25 protein-coding genes and 8 tRNA genes are annotated in these 24,667 nt (G+C 44.4%); 22 read left to right on the forward strand and 11 right to left on the reverse strand.

Translation table 11 applies throughout. The features are described 5' to 3' along the window. Nucleotides 1-125 precede the first annotated feature (125 nt). The 6 genes from V7L05_RS21220 to V7L05_RS21245 all read left to right on the forward strand — a co-directional run bounded on the left by V7L05_RS21220 (nt 126) and on the right by V7L05_RS21245 (nt 866). Nucleotides 126-197 (forward strand) — tRNA-Gly (locus tag V7L05_RS21220). 5 nt (nt 198-202) lie between these two features. Then, nucleotides 203-278 (forward strand) — tRNA-Val (locus tag V7L05_RS21225). Between the two features lie 6 nt (nt 279-284). Beyond that, nucleotides 285-358: transfer RNA gene (locus tag V7L05_RS21230), tRNA-Arg, on the forward strand. 38 nt (nt 359-396) lie between these two features. Beyond that, nucleotides 397-470, forward strand: a tRNA-Ala gene (locus V7L05_RS21235). 6 nt (nt 471-476) lie between these two features. Further along, nucleotides 477-550, forward strand: a tRNA-His gene (locus V7L05_RS21240). A gap of 245 nt (nt 551-795) precedes the next feature. Next, nucleotides 796-866: transfer RNA gene (locus tag V7L05_RS21245), tRNA-Lys, on the forward strand. A gap of 3 nt (nt 867-869) precedes the next feature. Here V7L05_RS21245 and nagZ read toward each other — a convergent pair. Beyond that, nucleotides 870-1,955 (reverse strand): beta-N-acetylhexosaminidase, encoded by a 1,086-nt coding sequence (gene nagZ / locus V7L05_RS21250; protein ID WP_335166875.1) that lies wholly within the window; start codon nt 1,953-1,955, stop codon nt 870-872. A gap of 840 nt (nt 1,956-2,795) precedes the next feature. On the opposite strand from nagZ, the gene pds reads away from it, so the two are divergent. The 6 genes from pds (at nt 2,796) to V7L05_RS21280 (ending at nt 7,292) form a co-directional block, all read left to right on the forward strand. Next, nucleotides 2,796-4,235, forward strand: coding sequence for a 15-cis-phytoene desaturase (pds, locus tag V7L05_RS21255; RefSeq protein WP_335166876.1), 1,440 nt, complete (start codon nt 2,796-2,798; stop codon nt 4,233-4,235). After that, nucleotides 4,219-5,151, forward strand: a complete 933-nt coding sequence (gene crtB / locus V7L05_RS21260) for a 15-cis-phytoene synthase CrtB (RefSeq protein WP_335166877.1) — start codon at nt 4,219-4,221, stop codon at nt 5,149-5,151. The genes pds and crtB overlap by 17 nt, the downstream gene beginning before the upstream one ends. Nucleotides 5,152-5,163: 12 nt before the next feature. Continuing rightward, nucleotides 5,164-5,298: a hypothetical protein gene (locus V7L05_RS21265; protein ID WP_335166879.1), complete on the forward strand. Its 135-nt coding sequence runs from the start codon at nt 5,164-5,166 to the stop codon at nt 5,296-5,298. Next, entirely contained in the window at nt 5,232-5,378 is a 147-nt protein-coding gene (locus V7L05_RS21270) for a hypothetical protein (RefSeq protein WP_335166881.1), read from the forward strand. The genes V7L05_RS21265 and V7L05_RS21270 overlap by 67 nt, the downstream gene beginning before the upstream one ends. Next, a tRNA-Ser gene (locus V7L05_RS21275) sits at nt 5,340-5,431 on the forward strand. The genes V7L05_RS21270 and V7L05_RS21275 overlap by 39 nt, the downstream gene beginning before the upstream one ends. Before the next feature lie 538 nt (nt 5,432-5,969). Next, nucleotides 5,970-7,292, forward strand: a complete 1,323-nt coding sequence (locus V7L05_RS21280; protein ID WP_335166883.1) for an ABC transporter substrate-binding protein — start codon at nt 5,970-5,972, stop codon at nt 7,290-7,292. Between the two features lie 207 nt (nt 7,293-7,499). Here the strand turns inward: V7L05_RS21280 and V7L05_RS21285 are convergent, their stop codons facing one another. Then, nucleotides 7,500-8,345 (reverse strand): hypothetical protein, encoded by an 846-nt coding sequence (locus V7L05_RS21285; RefSeq protein WP_335166884.1) that lies wholly within the window; start codon nt 8,343-8,345, stop codon nt 7,500-7,502. 560 nt (nt 8,346-8,905) lie between these two features. Between V7L05_RS21285 and V7L05_RS21290 the strand changes: the two genes are divergently transcribed. Both V7L05_RS21290 and V7L05_RS21295 read left to right on the forward strand, forming a co-directional pair. Then, nucleotides 8,906-9,223: a hypothetical protein gene (locus V7L05_RS21290; protein ID WP_334827145.1), complete on the forward strand. Its 318-nt coding sequence runs from the start codon at nt 8,906-8,908 to the stop codon at nt 9,221-9,223. A gap of 288 nt (nt 9,224-9,511) precedes the next feature. Next, nucleotides 9,512-11,239 (forward strand): succinate dehydrogenase/fumarate reductase flavoprotein subunit, encoded by a 1,728-nt coding sequence (locus tag V7L05_RS21295; RefSeq protein ID WP_335166885.1) that lies wholly within the window; start codon nt 9,512-9,514, stop codon nt 11,237-11,239. 123 nt (nt 11,240-11,362) lie between these two features. On the opposite strand, the gene V7L05_RS21300 is transcribed toward V7L05_RS21295, so the two are convergent. The 3 genes from V7L05_RS21300 to V7L05_RS21310 all read right to left on the reverse strand — a co-directional run bounded on the left by V7L05_RS21300 (nt 11,363) and on the right by V7L05_RS21310 (nt 12,388). After that, nucleotides 11,363-11,563 (reverse strand): DUF6887 family protein, encoded by a 201-nt coding sequence (locus tag V7L05_RS21300; RefSeq protein ID WP_335166886.1) that lies wholly within the window; start codon nt 11,561-11,563, stop codon nt 11,363-11,365. Next, entirely contained in the window at nt 11,560-11,769 is a 210-nt protein-coding gene (locus V7L05_RS21305) for a DUF6888 family protein (RefSeq protein WP_335166888.1), read from the reverse strand. The genes V7L05_RS21300 and V7L05_RS21305 overlap by 4 nt, the downstream gene beginning before the upstream one ends. A gap of 79 nt (nt 11,770-11,848) precedes the next feature. Continuing rightward, nucleotides 11,849-12,388: a T4SS efffector SepA family protein gene (locus V7L05_RS21310; protein ID WP_335166890.1), complete on the reverse strand. Its 540-nt coding sequence runs from the start codon at nt 12,386-12,388 to the stop codon at nt 11,849-11,851. Between the two features lie 78 nt (nt 12,389-12,466). On the opposite strand from V7L05_RS21310, the gene V7L05_RS34820 reads away from it, so the two are divergent. The 3 genes from V7L05_RS34820 (at nt 12,467) to V7L05_RS21320 (ending at nt 14,649) form a co-directional block, all read left to right on the forward strand. After that, a complete protein-coding gene (locus V7L05_RS34820; RefSeq protein WP_323200024.1) occupies nt 12,467-12,649 on the forward strand; it encodes a DUF6888 family protein in 183 nt (60 codons plus the stop codon). After that, nucleotides 12,646-12,855 (forward strand): DUF6887 family protein, encoded by a 210-nt coding sequence (locus V7L05_RS21315; RefSeq protein ID WP_292801083.1) that lies wholly within the window; start codon nt 12,646-12,648, stop codon nt 12,853-12,855. The genes V7L05_RS34820 and V7L05_RS21315 overlap by 4 nt, the downstream gene beginning before the upstream one ends. A gap of 195 nt (nt 12,856-13,050) precedes the next feature. Then, complete coding sequence (locus tag V7L05_RS21320) at nt 13,051-14,649, forward strand: serine/threonine protein kinase (RefSeq protein ID WP_335166891.1); 1,599 nt, start codon at nt 13,051-13,053, stop codon at nt 14,647-14,649. A 973-nt stretch (nt 14,650-15,622) separates the two neighbouring features. On the opposite strand, the gene V7L05_RS21325 is transcribed toward V7L05_RS21320, so the two are convergent. Then, nucleotides 15,623-15,707: transfer RNA gene (locus tag V7L05_RS21325), tRNA-Ser, on the reverse strand. Nucleotides 15,708-15,919: 212 nt separating this feature from the next. On the opposite strand from V7L05_RS21325, the gene V7L05_RS21330 reads away from it, so the two are divergent. Together V7L05_RS21330 and V7L05_RS21335 are read left to right on the forward strand one after the other, a co-directional pair. Then, nucleotides 15,920-16,783, forward strand: a complete 864-nt coding sequence (locus V7L05_RS21330) for a class I SAM-dependent methyltransferase (protein WP_335166892.1) — start codon at nt 15,920-15,922, stop codon at nt 16,781-16,783. A gap of 251 nt (nt 16,784-17,034) precedes the next feature. Next, nucleotides 17,035-18,039, forward strand: coding sequence for a 2-hydroxyacid dehydrogenase (locus V7L05_RS21335; RefSeq protein WP_335166893.1), 1,005 nt, complete (start codon nt 17,035-17,037; stop codon nt 18,037-18,039). Between the two features lie 31 nt (nt 18,040-18,070). Here V7L05_RS21335 and V7L05_RS21340 read toward each other — a convergent pair whose 3' ends face one another. Together V7L05_RS21340 and V7L05_RS21345 are read right to left on the reverse strand one after the other, a co-directional pair. Next, complete coding sequence (locus V7L05_RS21340) at nt 18,071-18,817, reverse strand: M50 family metallopeptidase (RefSeq protein WP_335166895.1); 747 nt, start codon at nt 18,815-18,817, stop codon at nt 18,071-18,073. A gap of 386 nt (nt 18,818-19,203) precedes the next feature. Next, the gene (locus V7L05_RS21345) at nt 19,204-20,082 is read right to left on the reverse strand and encodes an FHA domain-containing protein (RefSeq protein ID WP_335166896.1); all 879 of its coding nucleotides are present in this window, start codon (nt 20,080-20,082) and stop codon (nt 19,204-19,206) included. 93 nt (nt 20,083-20,175) lie between these two features. Between V7L05_RS21345 and V7L05_RS21350 the strand changes: the two genes are divergently transcribed. Next, complete coding sequence (locus V7L05_RS21350) at nt 20,176-20,397, forward strand: hypothetical protein (RefSeq protein WP_335166898.1); 222 nt, start codon at nt 20,176-20,178, stop codon at nt 20,395-20,397. On the opposite strand, the gene pgl is transcribed toward V7L05_RS21350, so the two are convergent. The 3 genes from pgl to V7L05_RS21365 all read right to left on the reverse strand — a co-directional run bounded on the left by pgl (nt 20,334) and on the right by V7L05_RS21365 (nt 22,838). Continuing rightward, nucleotides 20,334-21,056, reverse strand: a complete 723-nt coding sequence (gene pgl / locus V7L05_RS21355) for a 6-phosphogluconolactonase (protein ID WP_335166900.1) — start codon at nt 21,054-21,056, stop codon at nt 20,334-20,336. The genes V7L05_RS21350 and pgl overlap by 64 nt on opposite strands. A 271-nt stretch (nt 21,057-21,327) precedes the next feature. Beyond that, nucleotides 21,328-22,071, reverse strand: coding sequence for a ribonuclease PH (gene rph, locus V7L05_RS21360; RefSeq protein WP_335166901.1), 744 nt, complete (start codon nt 22,069-22,071; stop codon nt 21,328-21,330). A 143-nt stretch (nt 22,072-22,214) separates the two neighbouring features. Continuing rightward, nucleotides 22,215-22,838: an adenylate kinase family protein gene (locus V7L05_RS21365; protein ID WP_335166903.1), complete on the reverse strand. Its 624-nt coding sequence runs from the start codon at nt 22,836-22,838 to the stop codon at nt 22,215-22,217. Nucleotides 22,839-23,170: 332 nt separating this feature from the next. Between V7L05_RS21365 and V7L05_RS21370 the strand changes: the two genes are divergently transcribed. Beyond that, the gene (locus V7L05_RS21370; protein ID WP_334824985.1) at nt 23,171-23,707 is read left to right on the forward strand and encodes a P-loop NTPase family protein; all 537 of its coding nucleotides are present in this window, start codon (nt 23,171-23,173) and stop codon (nt 23,705-23,707) included. Nucleotides 23,708-23,764: 57 nt separating this feature from the next. Beyond that, the gene (gene dcd, locus V7L05_RS21375) at nt 23,765-24,346 is read left to right on the forward strand and encodes a dCTP deaminase (protein WP_335166905.1); all 582 of its coding nucleotides are present in this window, start codon (nt 23,765-23,767) and stop codon (nt 24,344-24,346) included. Nucleotides 24,347-24,667 lie beyond the last annotated feature (321 nt).

A 24,667-nucleotide genomic window follows, 5' to 3' on the forward strand; every position in this document is an offset into this window, starting at 1 on the left:
TGTGATGTAACGGCAGCATGAGACGCTTCCAACGTCTTCGTGCGAGTACCCTTCCCTTCCCTTCCCTTCGGGACGCTCCGCGAACGGGAAGCAAGCTACAAATCTCGCCGTCCGCTTTGAAACTTGCGGGTGTGATGTAGTCGGTAGCATCTAAGTACGCCATACTCAGTGCGTGGGTTCAAGTCCCTCCACTCGCTTGCGTAGTCCTGTAGCTCAATTGGTAGAGTGTCTTCCTTACAAGAAGAATGTCGCGGGTTCGATTCCTGCCAGGACTACCAAATATTGGGAGTGTAGCTCAATGGAATAGAGCTTCGAGCTTCTACCTCGAAAGTTGTAGGTTCGAGTCCTACCACTCCCGCCTGAAAATGTCTTTAATTTTGAATTTTGAATTGTTATGGGGTCATAGCTCAAATGGATAGAGCGCCTGTTTTGCAAGCAGGAGGTTATGGGTTCAAGTCCCATTGATTCCACTGATGGTGTCTGAAGCCAAAGTGGTCGAGGCGCTGGTTTGTGGAACCAGTCATAGCGGGTTCAAGTCCCGTCAGACACCCCTAAATGGAAGATGCTGCTGAATGGACGGCAACCAAGCTTGAACCTTGGAGTACAGCAAACTGTAGGGGTTCGATTCCTCCATCTTCCTCTTATCCACCTGAAGCCGAAAAGCAAGGCGCTGTGCTGATAACACAGAAATAGGAGGGGCAGTACCTCCCTGGTGGATTTATATCTAGCGTTGGTGTTACAAGGCTTGCGATGTAATACGATTGCACTTGCCCATTTCTTTATTTAAATTAACTAGGGTGGTTGGCATACCGGCTGTGCAGCGGGCTTTTAACCCGCAGAAATAGGTTCGACCCCTATACCACCCATTATTAATAGGAACTAGCGATCGCTAGTTGAGCATGTTGCAATAATATATCTTTATCCAGAGCATGTACGGGATATTGCGGTGTTACTGCCAGTAGTTTCTCAATTCTTTCTCTGGCTGCCTCCACTACTGATTCGTCTAAGCTGCCCTTGGTGAGGGAATCGGCAAAATCTTCAGCAATCTGATAAGTTCTTTCTATAGATGATGAGTTGATATTGCGCGAGACAATAAACAGATCGCAGCCTGCATGAAATGACCGCGCCACAGTACCAGCTTTCATAAACATATCTGAGATCGCTTTCATATCCAAGTCGTCAGATACAACCACTCCCTCAAAGCCCAGTTCCTCTCTAAGTATGGTTTTGAGGATAGCCTGGGAAAGCGTTGCTGGCACATCAGCATCTATCTTAGGAAATAAGATATGAGCAGTCATAATCAAAGGAATCTGTAGTTCGATTAGGGCTTTGAAAGGTATAAGTTCTCGAAATCGCAGGTCTTCTAGAGTTAAATTAAGTATTGGTAGCTCAATGTGAGAGTCCTTGCTGGTGTCTCCATGTCCGGGGAAGTGCTTGGCGCATCCCAAAATTCCTGACTCTTGAAGTCCAAGGTAGTAGTTACGGGCACCTTGAGCAGCAGTATCGGGAGTGTTGCCAAAGGCACGAGCCCCAATGACGGGGTTGTGGGGATGGGAAAAAATATCTGCTACAGGTGCCCAAGATAAATTGATTCCCAGTGATTTTAGTTCTACTGCTGTGGCTTTTGCTACTTCGTAGGCGTGCGATCGCAGCAACAAGGCATGAGGAAAGCGGGTAATTGGCAGTGGTGTACGAATTACACGACCTCCTTCATGATCCAGAGTCATAAACATCGAATCACGTTCAGTATATTCTCGTATCTGGCTATTCAAATCCTTGAAGCTTTCCAGCCAAACCTGATATGGGGTGCCATCCAAAAAGTTCTTAGCAAAAAAGATCACCCCAACCGGACTCAATTCATTGAGTGCAAGTTTATCATCATCGCTTAATGTAGTGCCGGAAATACCTAGAATCAGATGATGTCCAAAGCGCCTTAGCTCCTGCGATACACCCATAATCTTTTACCTATAAGTTGTGTGCGGTAAACAACTGAGTTGTTCAACCTAGAGGATATAAACGAATGGCACGCTTGTAAAGCCCAAAGGCTTCTGTTGCCTCGTTAAGAGCCTCCAGGCTGGGAACCCATGCTGGGCAAGGGCTGTATTTTAACTTAGTGCCATTCGGATATAAACTTTTATCCTACATCCTTATGGGGAACGGGGAGCTTTCAAAGGTAGGTTTTTTATTCTCGTTCCCATACTGAGCATGAGAATATATAGGGGCTGCTGCCTAAGAGAATTAGGTCAAAATATTCAGCATAATTACTGACGCTGCCAGAGATTAATTTTCCCTAAATAGCAGAATGCGATCGCATCCGGCTATTTCAATAGGTCAAAGTCATTGGCAATAACTGCTAAATATTCAACAGTTAAAATACTTAAACAAAAATATAAGTTGTCTTGATTTTTACATTATTGATGTATTCACTGAAGAAAAATATATCAGAAATCAACTAGCAGTCCTTAATTAATGCCCCAGACATTTCCAAGAGAGCAAATACACGGATTAGCAAAGAAATCAATTACTTTCAGACAACATTTGGGATTACCTATTTTCTGTCAAAGAAATACTTTTGTTTGCCTAAATCACCTGGATGTAAATCTGAAATACTCGCCGAAAATCAATTACCAACAATGGTATTGGCAATTTGATTAGGCCGGTGCGCCGAGGTGAAATTTCCCTTGGCAAAAGTTTTTTGGAGAAGCGATCGCACAATAACTGCTAAATGTAACAGATTGCAACGTATAATGAGAACGACAAAACCATTAAGAAATATTGAAGGGCATTAGGGTTAAATGCGAGTAGCGATCGCGGGTGCTGGTCTAGCAGGACTTTCCTGCGCGAAATATCTCACGGACGCAGGTCACACTCCCATTGTCTTGGAAAGCCGGGACGTACTGGGTGGTCTGGTTGCGGCGTGGAAAGACTCTGACGGCGACTGGTACGAAACCGGGTTACACGCCTTCTTTGGGGCATATCCCAATATGCTCCAATTGCTCAAGGAGTTGGGCATTGAAGACAGACTCCAGTGGAAACAGCATACGCTGATTTTCAATCAACCGGACAAGCCTGGGACACTCTCACGTTTTGATGTTCCAGATATTCCATCTCCTTTCAACGTGATTGCGTCGATTCTTCGCAACAAAGATATGTTGACTTGGGAGCAGAAGATTCGATTTGCAATTGGCCTACTTCCAGCAGTGGTTCGGGGTCAAAAGTATGTTGAAGACATGGACAAGTACAGCTTCTTAGAGTGGTTGAAAAGGCAAGGTGTTGACGAGCGGGTAACTAGTGACGTTTTTATTGCCGCATGTAAAGCCCTCACCTTTATCAATCCCGATGAAGTTTCGGCAACGATCCTATTAACTGCACTGAATCGATTTTTGCAAGAACGATATGGTTCCAAAATTGCATTTTTGGATGGTTCTCCCACAGAACGGCTATGCAGCCCGATTGTCGATTACATCACAGAACGCGGTGGGGAAGTGCGGTTGAATGCCCCCTTGAAAGAGATTTTGCTCAACGCCGATGGCACGGTGAAAGCATACTTGATTCGGGGGTTAAATGGGGTAGAAGATGAAATTTTCACGGCTGATGTCTATGTATCTGCCATGTCCGTTGACCCTTTGAAAATCATGTTGCCTAAACCTTGGAAGCAAATGGAGTTTTTCAAGAAGCTAGAAGGCTTGGAAGGAGTACCAGTGATTAACCTGCATCTGTGGTTTGACCGGAAACTTACAGAAATTGATCACTTACTATTTTCGCGATCGCCCCTCCTGAGCGTTTATGCTGATATGAGCAATACCTGCCGTGAATACGCCAACCCCAATCGCTCGATGCTGGAATTAGTTCTAGCCCCGGCAAAAGATTGGATTGCCAAATCCGATGAGGAGATTGTGGCTGCAACGATTGCCGAACTAGAAAAACTCTTCCCCGACCATTTTGGGGGAGACAATCCAGCAACGTTGTTGAAATCTCATGTGGTGAAAACGCCGCGTTCAGTTTACAAAGCGACCCCTGGTCGTCAACAGTACCGTCCCGCACAAGTTACGCCCATTGCCAACTTCTATCTCGCCGGAAGTTACACCATGCAACGCTACTTAGGCAGTATGGAAGGTGCCGTACTTTCTGGTAAGCTGACAGCGCAGGCAATTTCTGAGGCTCTCCCGGTAGCAAATTCCTCAAACCTGCAAACGCTCACCCGACCGCCCGCAACGAATGCTGCAACTGCCTGATTCCCCGCCGCGCATGAAAACGCTGGTCTCTGTAGACGAGTCATACAAACTTTGTCGGCATCTCACAGCCAAGTATGCCAAAACTTTTTACCTGGGTACTTTGCTGATGAGTCCGGTAAAACGTCAATCTATTTGGTCAATTTACGCTTGGTGTCGCCGTACAGATGAATTGGTGGATGGGCCCGCATCTGCTATTACCACGCCAGAAACCCTAGACCTATGGGAACAGCAGCTGGAATCGATTTTTGCGGGACGCCCATTAGAAAATTACGATGTAGCTTTAGCTGATACCCTCCAGCGCTTTCCGATGGACATTCAGCCCTTTCGGGATATGATTGCCGGTCAGCGCATGGACTTATATCGCAGTCGTTATGAAACCTTTGAGGAGTTATACCTCTACTGTTACCGCGTTGCTGGCACTGTTGGCTTAATGTCAACAGCAGTTATGGGTGTGGATAGCACCATGTACACAGCACCTTGGCGGCAGAACAAACAACCATATCTTCCCACAGAAGAAGCGATCGCTCTGGGAATTGCCAATCAACTCACCAACATCCTGCGGGATGTGGGAGAAGATGCCAAACGGGGACGGATCTACATTCCCCTTGAGGACTTGGCAAAATTCAACTATACCGAGCAAGATTTCTTCAAAGGTGTGGTAGATGAGCGTTGGCGGGCATTGATGCGCTTTCAAATTGACCGTGCCCGCCAATTCTATACCATATCAGACCGGGGAATTACTTATTTAGCACCAGACGCCCGTTGGCCTGTATGGGCAGCATCAATGCTATACGGTCAGATTTTAGAGGTGATTGAACGCAACGATTACGATGTGTTCAGTCGGCGGGCTTACGTTCCCCAGTGGAAAAAGTTACGCACTTTGCCCATAGCTTGGATGCGATCGCAAGTCCTTTAAAAAATTAGTCATTTGTCCCTAGTCCTTAGTCGTCATTCTTTTATAAATAACAACGACCAACGACCAATGACAAATGACCAATGCCCAATGCCCAATGCCCAATGCCCAATGCCCAATGCCCAATGCCCAATTACAAATGTCTATTGACTCTCCCCAAGAAATCTGCTAACATTAGTATTCGTGAGTCAGGAGAGGTGGCTGAGTGGTCGAAAGCGGCAGATTGCTAATCTGTTGTACGGCAGGCAACTCCGTACCGAGGGTTCGAATCCCTCCCTCTCCGTTTTTCAGCCTTTAACGTGTCGCGGAAGTCCGCACCTTCAATGTACTCATAAGGTGGGGATTGTGAGAGGAGGTTGAGGATTGCATCCAGTATTGTTTTTTTGTATCAGCAATAACAAATACTGGATGTATGACGAAGCGCCAAAATTTTCTGATAGAATAGTTGGGTCTTGACCACCAATGCCGTAAGCGAAAACCAAGCTGTATAGGTAAGTGTCGCAAGAGAAAGATTTGGGTCTTGGGAACCAGGACTCCTGACAAGAGGAGGGAATGTTAGACTTTCTAGTACTACGAAGTACTGGAGGTTGTTCCCGATGAATTGGGAAGCCCCGTCCGTCTTACGGCAAAGTAGTTCACTACACGTAGTATATTCTGTGTAGAAAAGTAAATATTGATATAGATAGGGTTAAATACTTCTACTCCCAAGGATGGATGATATGATCTATCCTTTGGAGTCTTGATTAAGATCCAGCTAACTTACAAATTTAGTTTTAATCTTACTTTTAGGCTCCTAAATATCTGAGGAGTGAAAGTGACTTATGAGAAAAATTAGCGCCGCCTTAACCTTAAGTATAGCGACCCTTGCAACTGGGTTCCTAGTTGGGGCTTGTGGTGATACCAGTACCCCCAATGGCACAGCTAACAACGGAAGTAGCCCTACCCCAGCAGCAAACTCAACTACCACAAGCAGTACTCAAGGGCTAAAAATTGGTTCCTTACTACCGTCAACAGGCGACTTGGCTTCTGTGGGACAGCAGATGCTAGGTTCTGTCCCTTTACTCGTCGATACGGTAAACGCTTGCGGTGGGGTGAATGGCGAACCAGTTACCTTGGTGCAAGTAGACGACCAAACCGACCCCAGAGCGGGTGCTGCCGGTATGACCAAACTAGCAACTTTAGATAAAGTAGCAGGTGTAGTGGGTTCATTTGCCAGTAGCGTTTCTAGTGCAGCAGTCTCCATTGCCACGCCGAATAAAGTCATGCTGGTTTCCCCTGGTAGTACCAGCCCCGTCTTTACAGAAAAGGCGCAAAAAGGCGACTTTAAAGGCTTTTGGGCACGTACCGCTCCCCCCGATACCTACCAAGCACTAGCTTTAGCCCAACTTGCTAATAAAAAAGGCTTCAAGCGAGTTTCTACAGTCGTGATTAATAACGACTATGGCGTTGGCTTTGAAAAAGCATTTGTGCAAACTTTTGAAAAATTGGGTGGAACTATCGTTAATAAAGATAAGCCTGTCCGCTACGATCCGAAAGCTCAAACATTTGATACAGAAGCGGCTGCTGCCTTTGCTGGCAAGCCAGATGCAGTCTTGGCTGTATTGTACGCTGAAACTGGCAGTCTGTTCCTGAAAGCTGCGTATCAGCAAGGTGTGGCGAAGGGAGTACAAATTCTGCTTACAGATGGGGTGAAATCACCTACTTTCCCCGAACAAGTTGGCAAAGGCAGTGATGGTAAATATATTTTAACTGGAGCGATCGGTACAGTACCGGGTTCCAATGGTAAAGCACTAGAAGCTTTCAACAAGCTGTGGAAGGATAAAAAGGGTGGTGCGCCAGGGGAATACGCCCCTCAAGCTTGGGATGCGGCTGCATTATTGACATTGGCAGCGCAAGCTGCTAAGGAAAATACAGGCGTTGGTATAGCCAGCAAAATCCGTGAAGTTGCTGATGGGCCTGGCACAGAAGTTACTGATGTCTGCGAGGGACTGAAGTTACTTAAAGATGGTAAGAAGATTAACTACCAAGGAGCCAGTGGCAACGTAGATGTTGATGCTAACGGCGATGTCGTCGGTGTTTATGATGTTTGGACAGTAGGAGACGATGGCAAAATCAAGGTGATTGACAAAGTTACCCCTAAGTAGAAAGTTAGGAGTTAGGAGTTATGAGTTATGAGTGAAACATTACGAACTCCTAATATCATGTCCGCCAAATTACCCGTAATAAAAGAACCCCACCCCCAACCTCTAAGAGCAGGCTCTTAGGGGAGCTAAAGCGCAGCTTTGGCTCTTTGGAGTTCCGGGTATTATGCTTAATTGCCCGGACATGATATAACTCCTAACTCCTAACTCTTAAAGCCCAGTGAAGTTGTAACCAACTCCGAACAACAAGCCCACATCAGTTTGATCAAAAAATCCGGCATTTACAGCAGCCGTTGCTGTGAATTGAGGAGTTAGAGGCACATCAATGCCAGCAGATGCCAAAAATGCAAATTGTGAATTATCACCAGTTTTATAAGCTGCACCCACTCCAATGTAAGGTGCGATCGCTAACGGTTCGCTAAAAGCATCTGCTGACTTGAAGGAAAAATCGTAGGTGATCGGAAGTAGAATTGTGGTGCTGTCCCCAAATACGGCTGAGGGTCGCACCGATATAGAGTTTGTCACTCCGATTTTGCTGACTACCGCGAAGTTACCGTCGCCCAAAGACGTGTCACCATCACCACTTAAACCAATGTTAGCTGCGATGCCAATATAGCTGCTGCCACCATGAGTAGTTCTACCTAAATCAATATCTGATTGCGCCACTCTGGTAGGAGATGGTTGAGAAGTAGTTTCAGAAGTCGGTTGTATAAACTCAGAAGTAAGCATCGCAGATGAGGTTGCCACTGTGCCTGGAACAGGTGTAGGCGTTACACTGGCGTTTTTCTGTATTGCAGCGCTCTGGAACTGCTGTACTTTAGTTAAATTTGTGACTGTAAATGTTTCAGTTGTTTGTGTAGAAAGATTTTGGCTTCCAGTGTCTAGTTCTGTACTAAACTCATTGGGAGACGCTACGGTTGCGGAAGGGTCGGTTGATGGCTGACTACTCACCTTGTCTATTGTCTGGGCACTTGCAGATAAGCTGCTACTCAGGACTGCAAGAGCAGCTATGCTTGGCAACCAAAAAACACCTTTACGAAGAACTATAGTATTCACATTCACTCCTAAAACAATATTGCCAGGAAAAATAATGGCTTTGTTGAGTTAATTCAACAAATTCGGGCAATACTCAAAATTTAACACCAAAAATCGGTTTTTACATCCTGATTTTGCTGGATTTATCTAGTTAACGCCGTGTGCAACTTTTACTCAAACCTAAACCCCCAGACCCCTTACCTACAAGAGAAGCTACCATGTACACACAAGTCGGAAAACCTCATTTACATTGGCTTGAATCTGGTAGTCCTAACGTACCGAAAATCTGGGATGGTGTCGTACCCGCAGCAATAACACACTCTTGTATTTTAGAAGTAGTGGTAGAGCGTAGTACCCTTGCTCTGAAGGCTTGCTACAGGCAGCGACGACTACAGAAGGGGGGCTTCTCGTCGGGTATGGTTGGTCTATTTACGCCATGCTGTACTCAGAATTGCGCTTTCTAACAATAAAAGTTGATTGTGAAGTGATATTACGAAGCTTGCAAAAATATTTAGAAATTGTCTACAAGACAAACATGGTTCTAACGTAGAACCTATTAGGAGAGACTTGAGGCAAATGTGATGAGCGGAAATAATATTCAAAAGTATCGGTTTGTCTGTACCCTGACTTTCGGTGATATCTACGGTCAAATAATTGTTTGGTTGATTACAATTACCCTAAGTTTGGCATCAGCTTTGGCACTGATGGGTGCCAAGCGACCTGTGTACGCTCTAGCAACAGCAGGTCTCGTCGTTCTGCTATCGCTACCTTTCTTGTTGTTTGCGTTTGTCACTACCTTATTAAATCATATTGAAGTCATGCCTGTAGGGCCTGGAACCAAAATGGAACCCATACCAGGTAACGTGTCTCAGCAACAACCTGTACAAGCAACTAGCTAAGGAGTTAGGAGTTAGGAGTTAGGAGTTAGGAGTTAGGAGTTAGGAGTTAGGAGTTAGGAGTTAGGAGTTAGGAGTTAGGAGTTAGGAGTTATGAGTCACTCAATCTGTCCCATAACTCTTGATTTTTAACTTTTAACTCCTAATTTCAAAATTTGTAATAAGATCCCTGTCTATAGGCAGGGAATTTTTTTGTAGAGATGCTACGACAACGATCGCAACCCACTGCCCAATTAATCACAATCACGTCTCTACAATAGAACAGCAGTGGTTTGCAGTCGGGGGCTAATTATGCTGGAACACGATGTGATTATTGTCGGGGGTGGATTGGCAGGATGTCGCGCTGCTGTGGAAATTGCCCGGATTGACCCCAGTTTAAATATTGCTGTGGTTGCCAAAACTCACCCAATTCGTTCCCACTCGGTGGCGGCTCAAGGTGGTATGGCTGCATCGCTGAAAAATGTTGATTCGGAAGATAGTTGGGAAGCACACGCTTTTGATACTGTCAAGGGTTCTGATTACTTGGCAGACCAAGACGCTGTGGCAATTCTCGCCCAAGAAGCGCCAGATGTGGTAATTGACTTGGAACACATGGGCGTTTTGTTCTCTCGCTTAACCGATGGGCGCATTGCTCAACGGGCTTTTGGTGGACATTCTCACAATCGCACTTGCTACGCGGCTGATAAGACCGGTCACGCGATTTTGCACGAATTGGTGAACAATTTGCGGCGTTATGGGGTGCAAGTTTATGAAGAATGGTATGTGATGCGTCTCATTTTAGAAGAAAATGAGGCCAAGGGTGTGGTAATGTTCCATCTTTTGGATGGACAGATTCAGGTGGTACGAGCCAAGGCGGTAATGTTTGCCACAGGTGGCTATGGTCGCGTTTATAACACCACCTCTAATGATTACGCTTCTTCGGGTGATGGTTTGGCAATGACTGCGATCGCAGGTTTGCCCCTGGAAGATATGGAATTTGTCCAATTTCACCCCACTGGCTTATATCCGGTAGGGGTGCTGATTTCGGAAGCGGTACGGGGTGAAGGGGCGTATCTGATTAATAGTGAAGGCGATCGCTTTATGGTGAACTACGCACCTAGTCGCATGGAACTGGCTCCTCGTGATATTACCTCACGAGCGATCGCTTACGAAATTCGCGCCGGTCGTGGTATTTATCTCGACGGAAGTGCTGGTGGCCCCTTTGTCTATCTCGATCTACGCCACATGGGTAAAGAAAAAATTATGAGTCGCGTTCCTTTCTGTTGGGAAGAAGCCCACCGTTTGGTAGGTGTTGACGCGGTAACTCAACCGATGCCAGTCCGTCCGACAATTCACTATTGTATGGGTGGTATCCCAGTGAATACTGATGGTCAAGTCCGCAGCAGTGGTGATGGTTTAGTTGATGCTTTCTTTGCTGCGGGTGAAACATCTTGTGTTTCCGTACATGGTGCAAATCGCTTGGGGAGTAATTCACTGCTGGAGTGTGTAGTTTATGGTAAGAGAACTGGGGCTGCGATCGCAAAATTTGTCCAAAAACGGAAGTTGCCCTCTGTAGATGAGCAACATTATGTAACAGAAGCCCAGGAACAAATTCAAGCTTTGCTAGAACAACCAGGACAGTATCGCATTAACCAAGTCCGTCAAGCCTTCCAGGATTGTATGACGGAGTACTGTGGCGTTTTTCGCACTGAGGCATTAATGACTGAAGGCTTGCAGAAACTAGAAGAAATACAACAGCAATATCCGCAAATTTATTTAGATGATAAAGGTAGTTGCTGGAATACAGAACTTGTGGAGGCTTTGGAATTGCGAAGTTTGATGGTAGTGGGACAAACTATTTTAGCCTCAGCCCGGAATCGGCAAGAAAGTCGTGGCGCTCATTTCCGCGAAGATTATTCCCAGCGAGATGATACCAACTTCCTCAAACACACAATGGCTTACTATTCACCAGGCGGAATTGATATACAATATCGACCGGTGGCAATTACCATGTTTGAGCCAAAAGAGCGGAAGTATTAGTTAAAGGTAAATTTATGTGAGAAATCGAGGGGACTACAAAAATTTTGTCCACCTCGATTAAAAATATGAATTGAAGAAGAATGCAGAATCCAGAATCCTGAATTCTGTTCGATTATTCAGTTATCAATCAGAACCTAATTGTTTCTGAATCATAGCTATTATCTTTTCTTCCCAAGCCGGATCATTTAATTTTATTGCAGCATCACCATGACGAGATTTTCGTCTATCCATGTAAGCATAAAAGGCTTCCTTATCATCCTTGTGGGTGAGAAGGTAACTTTTTAGCCCTTGGTCACTCATTGCTGCATAGTTTACCTTATTCATAGTTCTGTACTACCATCTGGTGTAATTTCTAGCTCTATTTCTTGATTTTGTCCAGGTAATATAAATATATTGAGCGATCGTTCATCTAATCGCACGATGTGAATCGGCTGGAACATCACATTTATAAGTTGATGGCAAAGTCTATATAAGCATTGTAGCTGTTCTGCTGTTGGTTGTAGCTCGTCATCTCTGAGTTTTTTTGTCATATATTTATATATAGCAAGCTATATAATCTCATATAAAGTCATCCAGTTATGTTCTCCTAATTGAGACTCTCACATCCTATTAAGGATTCCAAATGAGCTTACCCTTCTCACCGGGATATGCTGCTCCCTCTTTGTCGCGCCACTCGAAGTATATTTCAATTGGCATTTTCAAATTCTTCATTAAATGCAAAGTGTTACGCCAAGCAAGATTTGAATCTACACCTTGTATCGAAATGTTTACCTCTGGCAAGTAGTGAAAACCAGTGTTAATTTTTTCACCCTTGACAACGTGAGCAAGGGTTAGTTTGATGAGAACCTCTACAGAAAGTCCTTGCCGAATAGCAATCTCGTGCGCTGTATCAACGATTTTGTTCCAGTTCGGTTGATGAATTTCCTGATCACCAATGACGGCTCGAAGCACTCTGGTATGGTGCAAATTGCTTAGAGTATCAGCTTCAAGAACTCTATAATTCTCGGTTTCAGAAACTTGCCCAGGCTGGTAACGTGCCTCATATTCATTCAATAACTTCTCAATAACAGTGATGGGTGTATCCTCGAAAGGGACAGCGATCGCTTGGAGCCTCTTGTAAATGGGATCAGGTATTCTGATAACTGGCATGGTATATACTTTGATGTTTGCTACACTTATAAAACTGTAACATATTTATATATAAAGCCGCAGCAGCCACATAACCTCATGCCAACACAGAAACAATCGGATACAGCGATATTCCTTTGTCAGTTACTTTCTAATCTGTATCAGTCCATCCAGGTTTTCCGCTACGATCAAAAGTTGAAAACGCTTTATATTCAAGCTGGTTTGAACGATGAGATTGCAGTCATAATTGATCAATATGGGAATTGGAAATTTGTTGTATGATGCAGAACCTAAACCAGATGACCAATATTGAACTTAAACGATATCTTTCAGAACATAGAAATGAGGAAGAAGCATTTCGGGCTGCATTGCAAGTTTTGATGAATCGTTGTGACTCCGCTACACAACACCCTTATCCTTTCGATCTTGACAATCCTGAGAGCGAGGTAGAAGCTCTTTTAAAAGAGAAACTGAATCGAACTGAGTGATTGCCTATCGTCTATAGTTTAGATTGAGGCTTAGATAAATAGGCTAGCTGAAACCTTAAAGTAATCACCTAAATCATCCCATAAGATAGACAGGCGAAAACCCTGCTTTAGATAAAATATGGGAAAATTTTTTGGAAATCCCTCAAGACTCAGAACTCGCTACTTAATCTGCTCACTCAGGACTCAGGACTCTTTATGTTAGCAGGCACAATTTTGCAGGATGGAAAATATACCCTAATTCAAGAAATAGGGCGGGGTGGCTTTGGCATTACGTTTAAAGCTACCCATCACTACTTGGATCAGGAGGTGGTGATGAAAACCATCAATGAACGGCTGCGACAACATCCTGATTTTGCGAAATTCGAGCGCCAATTCCAAGATGAAGCCAGACGATTAGCTACGTGTATCCACCCAAATATAGTCAGAGTCAGTGACTTTTTTGTTGAAGGTGGACTGCCTTACATGGTGATGGAATACATTCCTGGCGAAACCTTGGGAGACGCATTTGTATTACCAGGAATACCAATGTCAGAAGCCACAGCAATTCATTACATCCGGCAAATTGGGGCAGCCTTGCAGGTAGTACATAACAATGGTTTGCTACATCGGGATGTCAAACCAGATAATATTATCCAACGCCTTGGAACCCAGGAAGTAATACTGATTGATTTTGGCATTGCCAGGGAATTTAATGGCGGTGTCAGGCAGACTCATACGGGTTTGGTTTCTGAAGGCTATGCTCCAATTGAGCAGTATTTGACGCAAGCGCCGCGCACACCGGCCACGGATGTTTATGGTTTAGCAGCAACCTTGTATGCGGTGTTGACAGCCCAAGTTCCGATGCCAGCATTATTGCGCGATCGCCAGCAAATGCCTTCCCCCCGCGAACTACAACCACACTTGAGTGCTGCTGTCAACCAAGCGGTAATGCGCGGTATGGCGGTAGAGTCTCGTTTTCGGCCAGCGACAGTTGCTGAGTGGTTACAACTGCTACCTGAAAATGGGGCGAATCTGACACCGCAAGCCACTTACGCAGTGCCAACTGTTAATTTATCTGCCCAGCAAGCAGCAACTTTAATTGGGAAAACTACCCAAAATCGTATTTATAGACCATCTGCGATCGCACAGCCCCCCGCAGGCATCGCTAAGGAAACTGTACTGGCGAAAAAACTGGGGTCATCTAAGGTATTTATTGGTATGGGTGTAGCCTTAGTTGCGGCTACAGCAGGTTTTGGGATTACGAGCATATTACCCAAATCTCAGCCGCAGCCAACCGCAAAGCCGCTTTTTGAACAGCCAACTCAACAATCACCCGCGAAAGTACCTAACTTCGATCGGACATCTTCACCTCCGGGTGAAGAGACTAACACTACCTCCAGAACCGAATCAGCACCTGTCTCTAATTCTAAGCAGCGTCGGCGCAATCGTCGTACTTCCCAAGAAGAATCTTCCAGCAGCCCTACACCAGAATCACAACGCGGCGATTCCCAACAATCCACACCTTCACCTAACGTTTCCCCCACACCCTCGCTAGTGGAGAAACTACGGGCAATCCGGTCATCTCGTAAAGCCTCCCCCGCACCATTGCCACAAAATAACTTACCCACTTCTAGTCAAGATTCTACCTCCCCCAAACCTGTGAATCCGTCAAATCCTGTGGTCATCCCAGCAGCGCCACCAAGGGAATCCAAACAGTTAGATCCTTCTGCTGTAGTAGTACCAACACTGGAAAAGCAAAATTCACTGCCTAATAGTCAACCTCAAAATGATCAGCAATCCGATGACAATAATTAGTCAATTTTAGATTTTGAATTTGGAATTTTGGTCGTTATTTGCTATTCTGTACGACAATTTCCCCCTTCTGATTAATCTTCACCTGATTTTTGGGAAAAGCTTGATTATTCAAATAACGCATAAGTCTTATAGTCTGAAAACCCTATAAAGCTGATAAAACTAATTGAGAGCAATCTCCCTATGCTGCGATTTGCCATCGCTCACTTCTCATATCATGTCTGCCAAGTTACCCATAATAAAAGAACCCCACCCTCAACCCCTCCCCGCCGGCTCTTAGGGGAGCTAAAACGCAGCTTTTGCGGGGTGGGATTCCGGGTATTATGCTTAATTGCCCAGAGATCATATCACACGATGGCATTAGTTTATCGCAAAAATCTGTTCTGTCGGTGTATATTTTAGTGGTTTTTGACACTCTGCGGTCTGTTCGCCCTTGGCGTCTCCCCTTGGGAGAAGACATGCAGATTCTCGCTTGTCTTGGCTTAAAAGGGATAGTCAAGTACCCCCTAGACGCTCAAAACAACTACCAGTACGAGAGGTATTGCAATTGCGCTTACTTGAAATTTTAATTATTTTCGCTTTCCGAGTTCATCACTTGCCAGTTCGGTACGCTCTGTGTTTTCCCATTACTTGTTTACCCAAGGCCGCAACTTGTGCGGGTACAAGATAAATCAGGGGTTGCTCCTTACAAAACACTTCAACACGTAGATGATTATTCCTACTCACACTTTAATTTTATCATTTTTCACGGTGGTTAAAACCACCCCGAAGGTGTTTCCTGCACAGCAGTCAAGTCAAGTGGCTTCCACACGACCCGCGATGTTTTTGTGAAAAATATTTGACGAAGTAAAAAGGGAAATATAATCCCGTTTCAGACAACATCCGTTACATCTATATACTTGGGGGCGCACAGATGTATGCCCTTACTTGCAAATAATCATACATACCATCTTTAACATTCGCCAATCTTTTTGAACGGAGAGGGGGGGATTCGAACCCCCGTTGAGTTTCCCCAAAACGCATTTCGAGTGCGTCACCATCAACCACTCGGACACCTCTCCAGCTATATCATTCACACATTTGAGTATCTATTCTACATTCAAATGGCGTGAAGTAAAGGAAATTTTAGCGTATTTCCGATACTACTATAACATTATCGCTTTATCTGCGTAACGGAATGCTTCGGTAAGAACAACTTTGTAAACCAAACGTTGGGAATAATTTCAACCAAGTATAATACCCTAAAACTTACTTGATTCATCAATATTCATCAATGCTTAAATCAAAATCAATCAACATTCCCAAACCAACCCGCTACCAAAATGCGGCGATAGATTATTACATGGGACTCACAAATTCCCCCTACCTCCATTACGGATATTGGGAGCCACTACCTAATGCGGGTGAGGAATTGACCATAACTCGCTTTCGTGCGGCTCAAGAAGCTTATGCAGCCAAGCTTTTCAGTTTCATTCCAGAGAGTACAAAAACTGTGCTTGACGTCGGCTGTGGTATTGGTGGTAACGCAGCATATTTGAGCGATCGCGGTTTCATTGTTGAGGGATTAGCGCCCGATGCAATCCAACAAGAGAAGTTTATCAAGAATACCAACGGTCAAATACCTTTCTACTTAACGAGATTTGAAGATTTTCACACCTCACACTCCTATGACCTAGTTCTGTTCAGTGAAAGCAGCCAATATATTGCTGCTGAAGATTTGGCTCAGGGTACGGCTCGTTTATTAAGTAGTGGTGGCTACCTATTGCTTGCGGATATGATGCGTTCTGATGCTGGATATCGAGAGGGCATTTTTTCTAATTGTCATATCGCTAGCGAGCTTCAGACAGCATTGATACAGGCTGGATTTAAGTTAATTAAGACTGAGGACATCTCCACCCAAATTGCGCCAACAATTGACTTGTGTCTTGATAACTTTCGTACTTTTGGACTGACTACCATCAAATATATTAGTGATGTTGTAGCGATCGCACTCCCACCATTACACGCACTTGGTCATTTAGCATTCAAACGCTGGCTGGAAAAGCCAATTATCGAGGGGTTAGCAGCACGCACCATTTTTGATACCCATCTGTGTTATCAAATCCAACTCTGGCAGTTATCAATTCATTTGGATTGAATTTGCTGTCAAATGCAACTAGATGAACATAGAAGTAGGACGAGAAGTTTATGCAAATTACACCAAGTTTTATCCGGTTTGGTGAATATGATTAATAATCCATCACCAAGGTTTGAGAAATCATTAATCTCCCCCTGCTGTCTTAGCATTTTCCAAAATCGCGTTGCTTGTGATCGTCGTAGACATCGCTTCTGTAACTACCAAAGTATTATGTAGTCGAACACCGTGCAGCATACAACTTGAGGTTTTGCATGAAAGTAGCAGTCTTCAGTACAAAAGCTTATGATCGGCAGTTTTTGTCAGCTGCAAATTCTCCCACCCAACAGAAGTTAGTGTTTTTTGAACCCCGTTTAAATCGGGATACGGCTATCCTCGCCGCCGGATTTCCGGCGGTTTGCGTATTTGTGCATGATCAGGTTGATGCCCCAACTTTAGAGCTTCTCGCCTCACGGGGAACTCGGCTGGTTGTCCTTCGGTGTGCAGGGTTTAACAATGTAGACTTACAAGCCGCCGCAGACTTAGGAATTACCGTTGTGCGTGTTCCCGCCTATTCACCCTACGGGGTGGCAGAACATGCTGTGGGATTGATTTTAAGCTTGAATCGCAAAATTCATCGTGCCTATAACCGTGTCCGAGAAGGCAATTTTTCCATAGATGGACTGTTAGGATTTAATTTGCATGAGCGCACAGTGGGGATTGTTGGCACCGGCAAAATCGGTTTGATTTTAGGACAGATTATGAAGGGGTTTGGCTGTGAATTACTCGCCTATGACGTTTATCGCAATCCCGAATTGGAGGCGCTAGGTGGAAAGTATGTAGAACTACCTGAGCTATTTGCCAACTCCGATATTATCTCTCTGCATTGCCCCCTGACTCTGGAAACGCATCACTTGATCAACACTGAGGCTATAAAACAGATCAAGTCAGGCGTGATGCTAATTAACACTAGCCGAGGAGCGCTGATTGATACCCAAGCAGTGATTGAGGGATTGAAGTCTGGTAAGATTGGCTATCTCGGTATGGATGTCTACGAACAAGAATCGGAATTGTTCTTTGAGGATTTGTCCGGCGAAATTATTCAAGATGATATTTTCCAGCGTCTGATAACGTTCCCCAATGTACTCATTACCGGACATCAAGCCTTTTTTACAGCAGAAGCCCTCCATAATATTGCAGAAACAACTTTTGCTAATATTGCTGATATTGAAGAAGGTCGTCCTTGTGCTAATGAAATTCGCGCTCAACCGTCAGTTTAGGTAATGCTTGGCGATCGCTAAGAGAGCATATTCATTTAGTCTGAAGATAGGCAACGCGAAGACTTTGGACTAAAATCACCAGAGATGCGATCGCCATCAACCCACCCCAAAACCAGTAAGGTAAAAGCAAATACCGTTGCATTTGCGCTGTATCAGAAAGTCCAAGGGGACCAGCAGAGCTACTAAATAGATAATCAAGTTGATGGTACGTACTTACACAAGCTTGTACACCCAGAAATTGAACAACAAACCCTTGCATCCAGCGAGGGGCTTTCAGGGCGATACCCAAAATGATTAAACCCAGTAAGGGAATTGCCAGCAATCCAAACCAGGAACGTACCCAAATTAATGTAGAAAATAGCAAAAAACTCCCTAATATTTTTAAACAGAGGGTTGCTGCTCTAAAACTCCGGGAAGCTAGAATCAAAGCTGCACCGGCAATAGGCGGACCCATTGGGCCTGCTGCTGCGACCATTGCCGGGACAATTGACCCCAATGACGACCGGATGCCATAAGTTGCTACACCAGAACCATTGGTAAAAATCTCTAATTTCTGAAACTGTCCCCCTAATACAAGTGCCATTAAACCGTGACCCATTTCATGAAACCAGGTTGCCAAAATCGTAAATGGGTATAATATATAATCTCCTCCTGGTAATTGCCAGAGTAAAGCAGTTGCGATCGCTGCTGCAATTAGCCAGGTTAGCCCCATGCGTTCAACAACTGCCGGGGCTTCTTTGGTCAGCAAGGTTTCAAAATTTTTGTTTGGTTCCCTCATAGGTCACTCTATTTTGGATTTTAGAATTTAGATTTTAGATTTTAGATTATTTCCACAAATTAATCAGGGTACATTCAATTTGGGATTTTAGATTATCCATTCAATCTCAAATCCAACTTGCACTTCCAGCCCACCAAAGGTGCGACTCAAAATCTAAAATTGGGAGTGTATTTTCATCCATGTTAGTGTAATTATTAAGATAATGGAGTTGCTGGGCAATGCAACAATTCGCACCAAGAAGCGACGGCTGTCAACTATGGCGCTATCAAGAACAACATAGTTATCCGTCGCTTGTCAGATGCAGTTCATTTGTTTCTCCTCCAAAATGGATGCCGGAGGATGGGCAGAAAATGCCTAAACTGATGTCACAATTAATCGAGAATCAGTTAAGCAAGTTGAAACAGGAATGTCATTAAGTCTCCTTTACCTAAGCTGATGCGATCGCCTGGACGCAAGCGGTGACGATTCCCTGGTAAAAGCGGCAAATTATTAATATAAGTGCCATTAGAACTTCCCACATCTTCTACATAGTGAGCGTCTCCCTCGACGCGAATATCTGCATGAATCCGCGAGACAATTTCTGAATTGGGAAATCCTGAAACATCTATGTCTGGGGGAATCCGATCATTGGGCTTGCCGATATGAATCACAGAAAGATTTTGCGGTAATTCAATTAGCAGATCGGTTTGAACGTGGATTAACCGCGCTGTAACCTGCTGTAATTGCGTTTTGGAAGCAGTTGCAGTTGCTACTGGTGTTGCTGACGGGGATACTTCAGCTTCAGAGGCTGGCGCTGGTTCCAAAGGTGGTGGAGTCGGAATACTTTTTTCAAAGACTACGGGTTGAGCTGCGAGAGTTGGCGCTGGTTCTGAGGGGCTACTTTCTGTAACAGATACTTGTGGCGGAGTTTCTGGGGCAACTGCCACCTGTGTTGGTGGTAAAGATGAGCCGGAAGGATATGAGTTAGTAGATTCACTTATTCCCAAGGCATCTGGTTGTAAAAGTTCTAACAGTGGATCTGGTGGAACTAACGGCGGTACTTCCACAGGAATATCGGGAGTAACTGTTGCAGCTACCGCAGTATGAACGTGTGGAACTCCTGCGGAATGAAGGTTATAGCCACACTGACCGCAGAATGCAGCATCTGCTTGCACAGTTGCCCCACAACTGGGACAGTTAGTAGTCGCAGGTAACGGTGTATAGCAAGCTTCACACTGGACAGCGCCATCAGGGTTGGGATGATTGCAATTAGGGCAGACGATCATCGATATTTAGCCTTTGTTCAAGATCATCATAAAATTATGTAGGACTAGCAAGCAGAGGGCGGCCCTAACTTTAGATTCTAGCAATTACTGCTCATGGAACGAAGAATAGGCCGCGGGGAAAGGAGCAGGGGAGATGAGGGGGATGAGGGAGATGAGGGAGATGAGGGAGATGAGGAGAATAACCAATGCCCCATGCCCAATGCCCCATGCCCCATGCCCCATGCCCCATGCCCCATGCCCAATGCCCAAATTCAATGTTGGAGTTCTAAACCTGCTGCCGCATCCAGCAGCCACCAAAGTTCTCCTTGGGGCTGAATCAAGCGGGATGGGTAAGTGAAGTCATCGGCTACAGGTGCAAAGACTTGCGCCAAAGCTGGTCGTTTATTAGCACCAGCAACTAGAAAAATCACGCAACGAGCAGAGTTGATAAAGGGGTATGTGAAAGTTATCCTGGGGTTTCCGTCTTTGTTACCCACAGTAACTAGGCGATCGCCTACTTGGAGAGCCTCTGTGTGGGGAAACAAAGATGCGGTATGTGCATCATCACCCATTCCTAGTAATACTACATCCAATGAGGGAAACTCGACCCCAGAAGAATTGAAAAATTCTTTGAGTTGTTGTTCATACTTAGCAGCAGCCAGTTCGGGATTAGCTGACAAGGTTGGTACGGGGTGAATGTTAGCTGCTGGGATGTCAACACGATCTAGCCACGCCCGACGTGTCATCAGTTCATTACTATCGGGATGATCTGGTGGTACGTAACGCTCATCTCCCCAGAATATATGAATTTTATCCCAAGGCAGTTTTTGAGTAGCGATCGCTTCGTATAACGGTTTAGGTGTACTACCGCCAGATAAGGCGATGGTAAACTGCCCACGCTGCTCAATAGCAGTTTCTAACTTGGACAGAATTAATTTTAGCGCTCGTGCAACCAGCGCTGGCTGATCCGGTAGAACTTCAACGGTTTTATTCATGGCTTCATCATATTGCTGGCTTCCAGCAATACAATACCGAACTTATTACAATCCCCCTTTTTAACTTTTGAAACATTTAACATCCTAGATTAGGTAGGTTTTAAAAACGTAGACGCTCCTTATCACCTTCAACGATAAGTTGTCAGTAGTCAGTTGTACTAACTACTACAGCACTTTCATAATTATTTTTATTTACACCCAGTTACTTGATACTTTGTTGATTAACGCCACAGAGGATACATTTATTAATTCTTATTAAAAATTAATAAAACTAATTAATCACAAACAGCGTTTCCCAGTCAGCGATCGCTTCACGTTGAGCGATTAACAATTCCTGAATTCCCTTTTCGGCGACATCTAGCAGCTGATTTAACTGAGTACGGCTAAAGCTGCCTTCTTCGGCTGTTCCTTGGACTTCAATGATTCCCAGGTGTTGATTCATCACCACATTAAAATCTACTGTTGCAGCCACATCTTCGATATAATTCAGATCCAAAAATGGCTCGCCCTCCAGTAATCCTACGGAAACTGCTGCTACCTGTCCACACAAAGGCGATCGCTCCAACACACCCTCCTGCAACAATTTAGAAATCGCATGAGCCAACGCCACAAATGAGCCTGTAATCGCTGTTGTCCGAGTTCCAGCGTCTGCTTGTAAAACATCAGCATCCACAGTCAGCGTGCGTTCTCCTAGTGCCTCAAAATCCACTGCTGCGCGTAAGCTACGTCCAATTAGACGTTGAATTTCTTGCGTCCGTCCAGATAATTTCAATAATTCCCTTTCTTGCCGTTTTTGGGTAGCAGATGGTAGCATTCGGTACTCAGCAGTTAACCAGCCTTTACCAGTTCCTTCGAGAAACTTTGGAACTCCCTTAGTAACACTGACAGTACAAAGTACTTGAGTATCACCGGATCTGGCGAGAACAGAACCGGGAGCAAAGCGGGTGAAACTAGGGTAAAAGCTAATCGGACGTAGTTCGTAGGGAATCCGACCGTCTGGACGCTGCCAAGCCATTGGAGTTGCCTCAAGTTTTAGAATACTGCCTTAAGGTTAGCTTAGTGTTGCAAATGATCTGAGTGGGGGGCATTGGGCATTGGGCATGGGGCATTGGTTATTCTCCTAGCCCCCTCATCTCCCTCATCTCCCCTGCTTCTTTTCTAAGGAACTGAAAGCAGAGTCAAAATATTTTGCTGCACCATCTCTGGTGACTGGTCGCCGTTGATGGTCAACAAGCAGCGACGACGGTCGTAATATTCAAGTATTGGAATGGTGCGATCGTAGAATAATTCTACACGGCGTTGGACAATTTCCGGTTGGTCATCTGGTAGCGATCGCCCCAAGGATCGGCTAACCATCACTGCTTCTGGTACTTGGAGATAAATCGCCCAATCGAGCTTTTGCTCTAAATCATCCAAGAAAAAATCTAATTCTTCAGACTGAAAGGCAGTACGGGGATAGCCTTCTAACACCCAATCGCAGTTAATATCTGGTTGGCTGAGGCGAATTTGGATCAACTCAATGATCATTTCGTCTGGAACTAACTCCCCTTTTTGCATATAAGTCCGTGCGCGATCGCCTAGTTCACTCAGGCTAGCGTAAACCGAAAGAGAACTTCGGGGGTCAGTTTGGGACCATCGAAACTCCGATGGCAGATTATCGCCAGATATTGCTTCCCGTAAAATCTCACCTGTAGAAATCAAAGGAATATCAAAGTATCTGCAAAGCCTTTGTGCTTGAGTGCTTTTACCCGATCCTGAACCTCCCAGAATCACCAATCTCACAACAATTCACTCCTCATCCTGTCAAATTCACTACTTTCTCAGTCTTTTTTGCCCAAACAACCGGGAAATCTAACATTTAGCGGTTTTCAGACGTTATGCCCAGATTTTTTAAATAATTGGAACTGTAACTCATGTGTTCTCATTTTTACAACTCCTTTCAGAGAAAAAACGAAAATAACTCTTGACTTCAGCACAAACCTAGTGTTTGACTAAGAATGCAATTTGCTAAATCCACCAGACCTGTGAAAAACAGATTGATTATACAGGCAGATTTGTAAGAATTACCGCCAGCAGAAACCTTTAATTTATTGTAACTTTTTGAACTTCACCCTATGGTTGCCCAGCTAGAAACCCAAAGTATCAATTCAACCCTTACCTTACCATATCCAGTTGAAGGGCTAGTGCAAGTTTTCACTAGCTCAAATCGCAACTTTTTTACAAGCGTTATGGCTCAATCACTGAGAATAGCTGGACAAGGAACGCCAGTATTAATAGTGCAGTTCCTCAAAGGAGGTATCCGTCAAGGACAGGATCGACCCATACAACTCGGACAAAATTTAGATTGGATTCGGTGTGATTTGCCTCGTTGTATCGATACACCACATTTAGATGATACGGAAAACCAAAGCTTACAAAAGCTATGGCAATATACACAACAGGTAGTGTGTGAGAGTAAGTATTCTCTCGTTATCTTAGATGAGTTAAGTTTAGCGATTAACTTTGGTTTAATTCCTGAAACCGAAGTTTTAGCGTTTCTGGCAAAACGCCCTCCCCACGTCGATATCATTCTCACAGGGCCAGAGATGCCAAAATCTCTTCTCGATGTAGCAGATCAAATTACAGAAATCCGTCGCAGTTATCGGCCCTAAACAAAATACTCAATTTCTGCTAATATCGTAATTCTGTGTAAAATAGTCTTTGAAGCTGTGATTAAAAACGATATCTGGATTAAAGAAAAAGCTGAAAAGGGGATGATATCGCCCTTTGAGCCAAGTTTAATCCGTCATAGTGAGGAATTACCTGTCATTTCGTTTGGTCTTGGTAGCTTTGGCTATGACATACGCCTATCATCATTAGATTTCCGCATCTTTAGGCATATTCCAGGAACTGTAGTTGATCCCAAGAATTTTAATCCTGAAAACTTGGTACCGGCCGAACTTCACACAGATGTTAATGGCAGCTACTTCATTCTTCCATCTCACTCTTATGGACTTGGAGTTTCCCTTGAAAGGCTAGAAATACCAGATTACATTACAGTAATTTGTATAGGTAAGAGTACTTACGCTCGTTGCGGAATAATTGCAAACGTAACTCCAGCTGAAGCAGCTTGGCGTGGTTACTTGACGTTGGAGTTATCCAACGCTTCTAGCGCTGACTGTCGGATTTATGCCAATGAAGGGATAGTCCAGTTGATGTTTTTGGAAGGAGCACCTTGTGATGTTAACTATGAAGCACGTCAAGGGAAGTATCAAGACCAGCCAGATGTAGTTACTATCGCTCGGGTTTGAATTTGAAAACTACACATTTGAGTTATAAAAATTTCAAATGCTTAATCTAGACTTTTTAATAAACTAGTTTAAAAGCTATGGGCTACAGTAAATCCCACACTAAATTAATAGCGATAAATATATGTGGGTGAGAAAGAATCACTTAGTTCTATCTCTGTTTTCTGCGGGAGACGTTTGTATTGCTTGTTCGTGTAAAATAGGCTGTAAAATTTGAACTAGTGTTAAAACCTAGTGTGGTAAAATTTACTAGAGAAGACGACTCTCTAAATTAGCCAAGTAACCCTTGGGATCTCTGCGAAATCGATATTGTTCAATTCTGGC

It is taken from the genome of Nostoc sp. (assembly GCF_036917755.1).
GTDB lineage: Bacteria > Cyanobacteriota > Cyanobacteriia > Cyanobacteriales > Nostocaceae > Nostoc.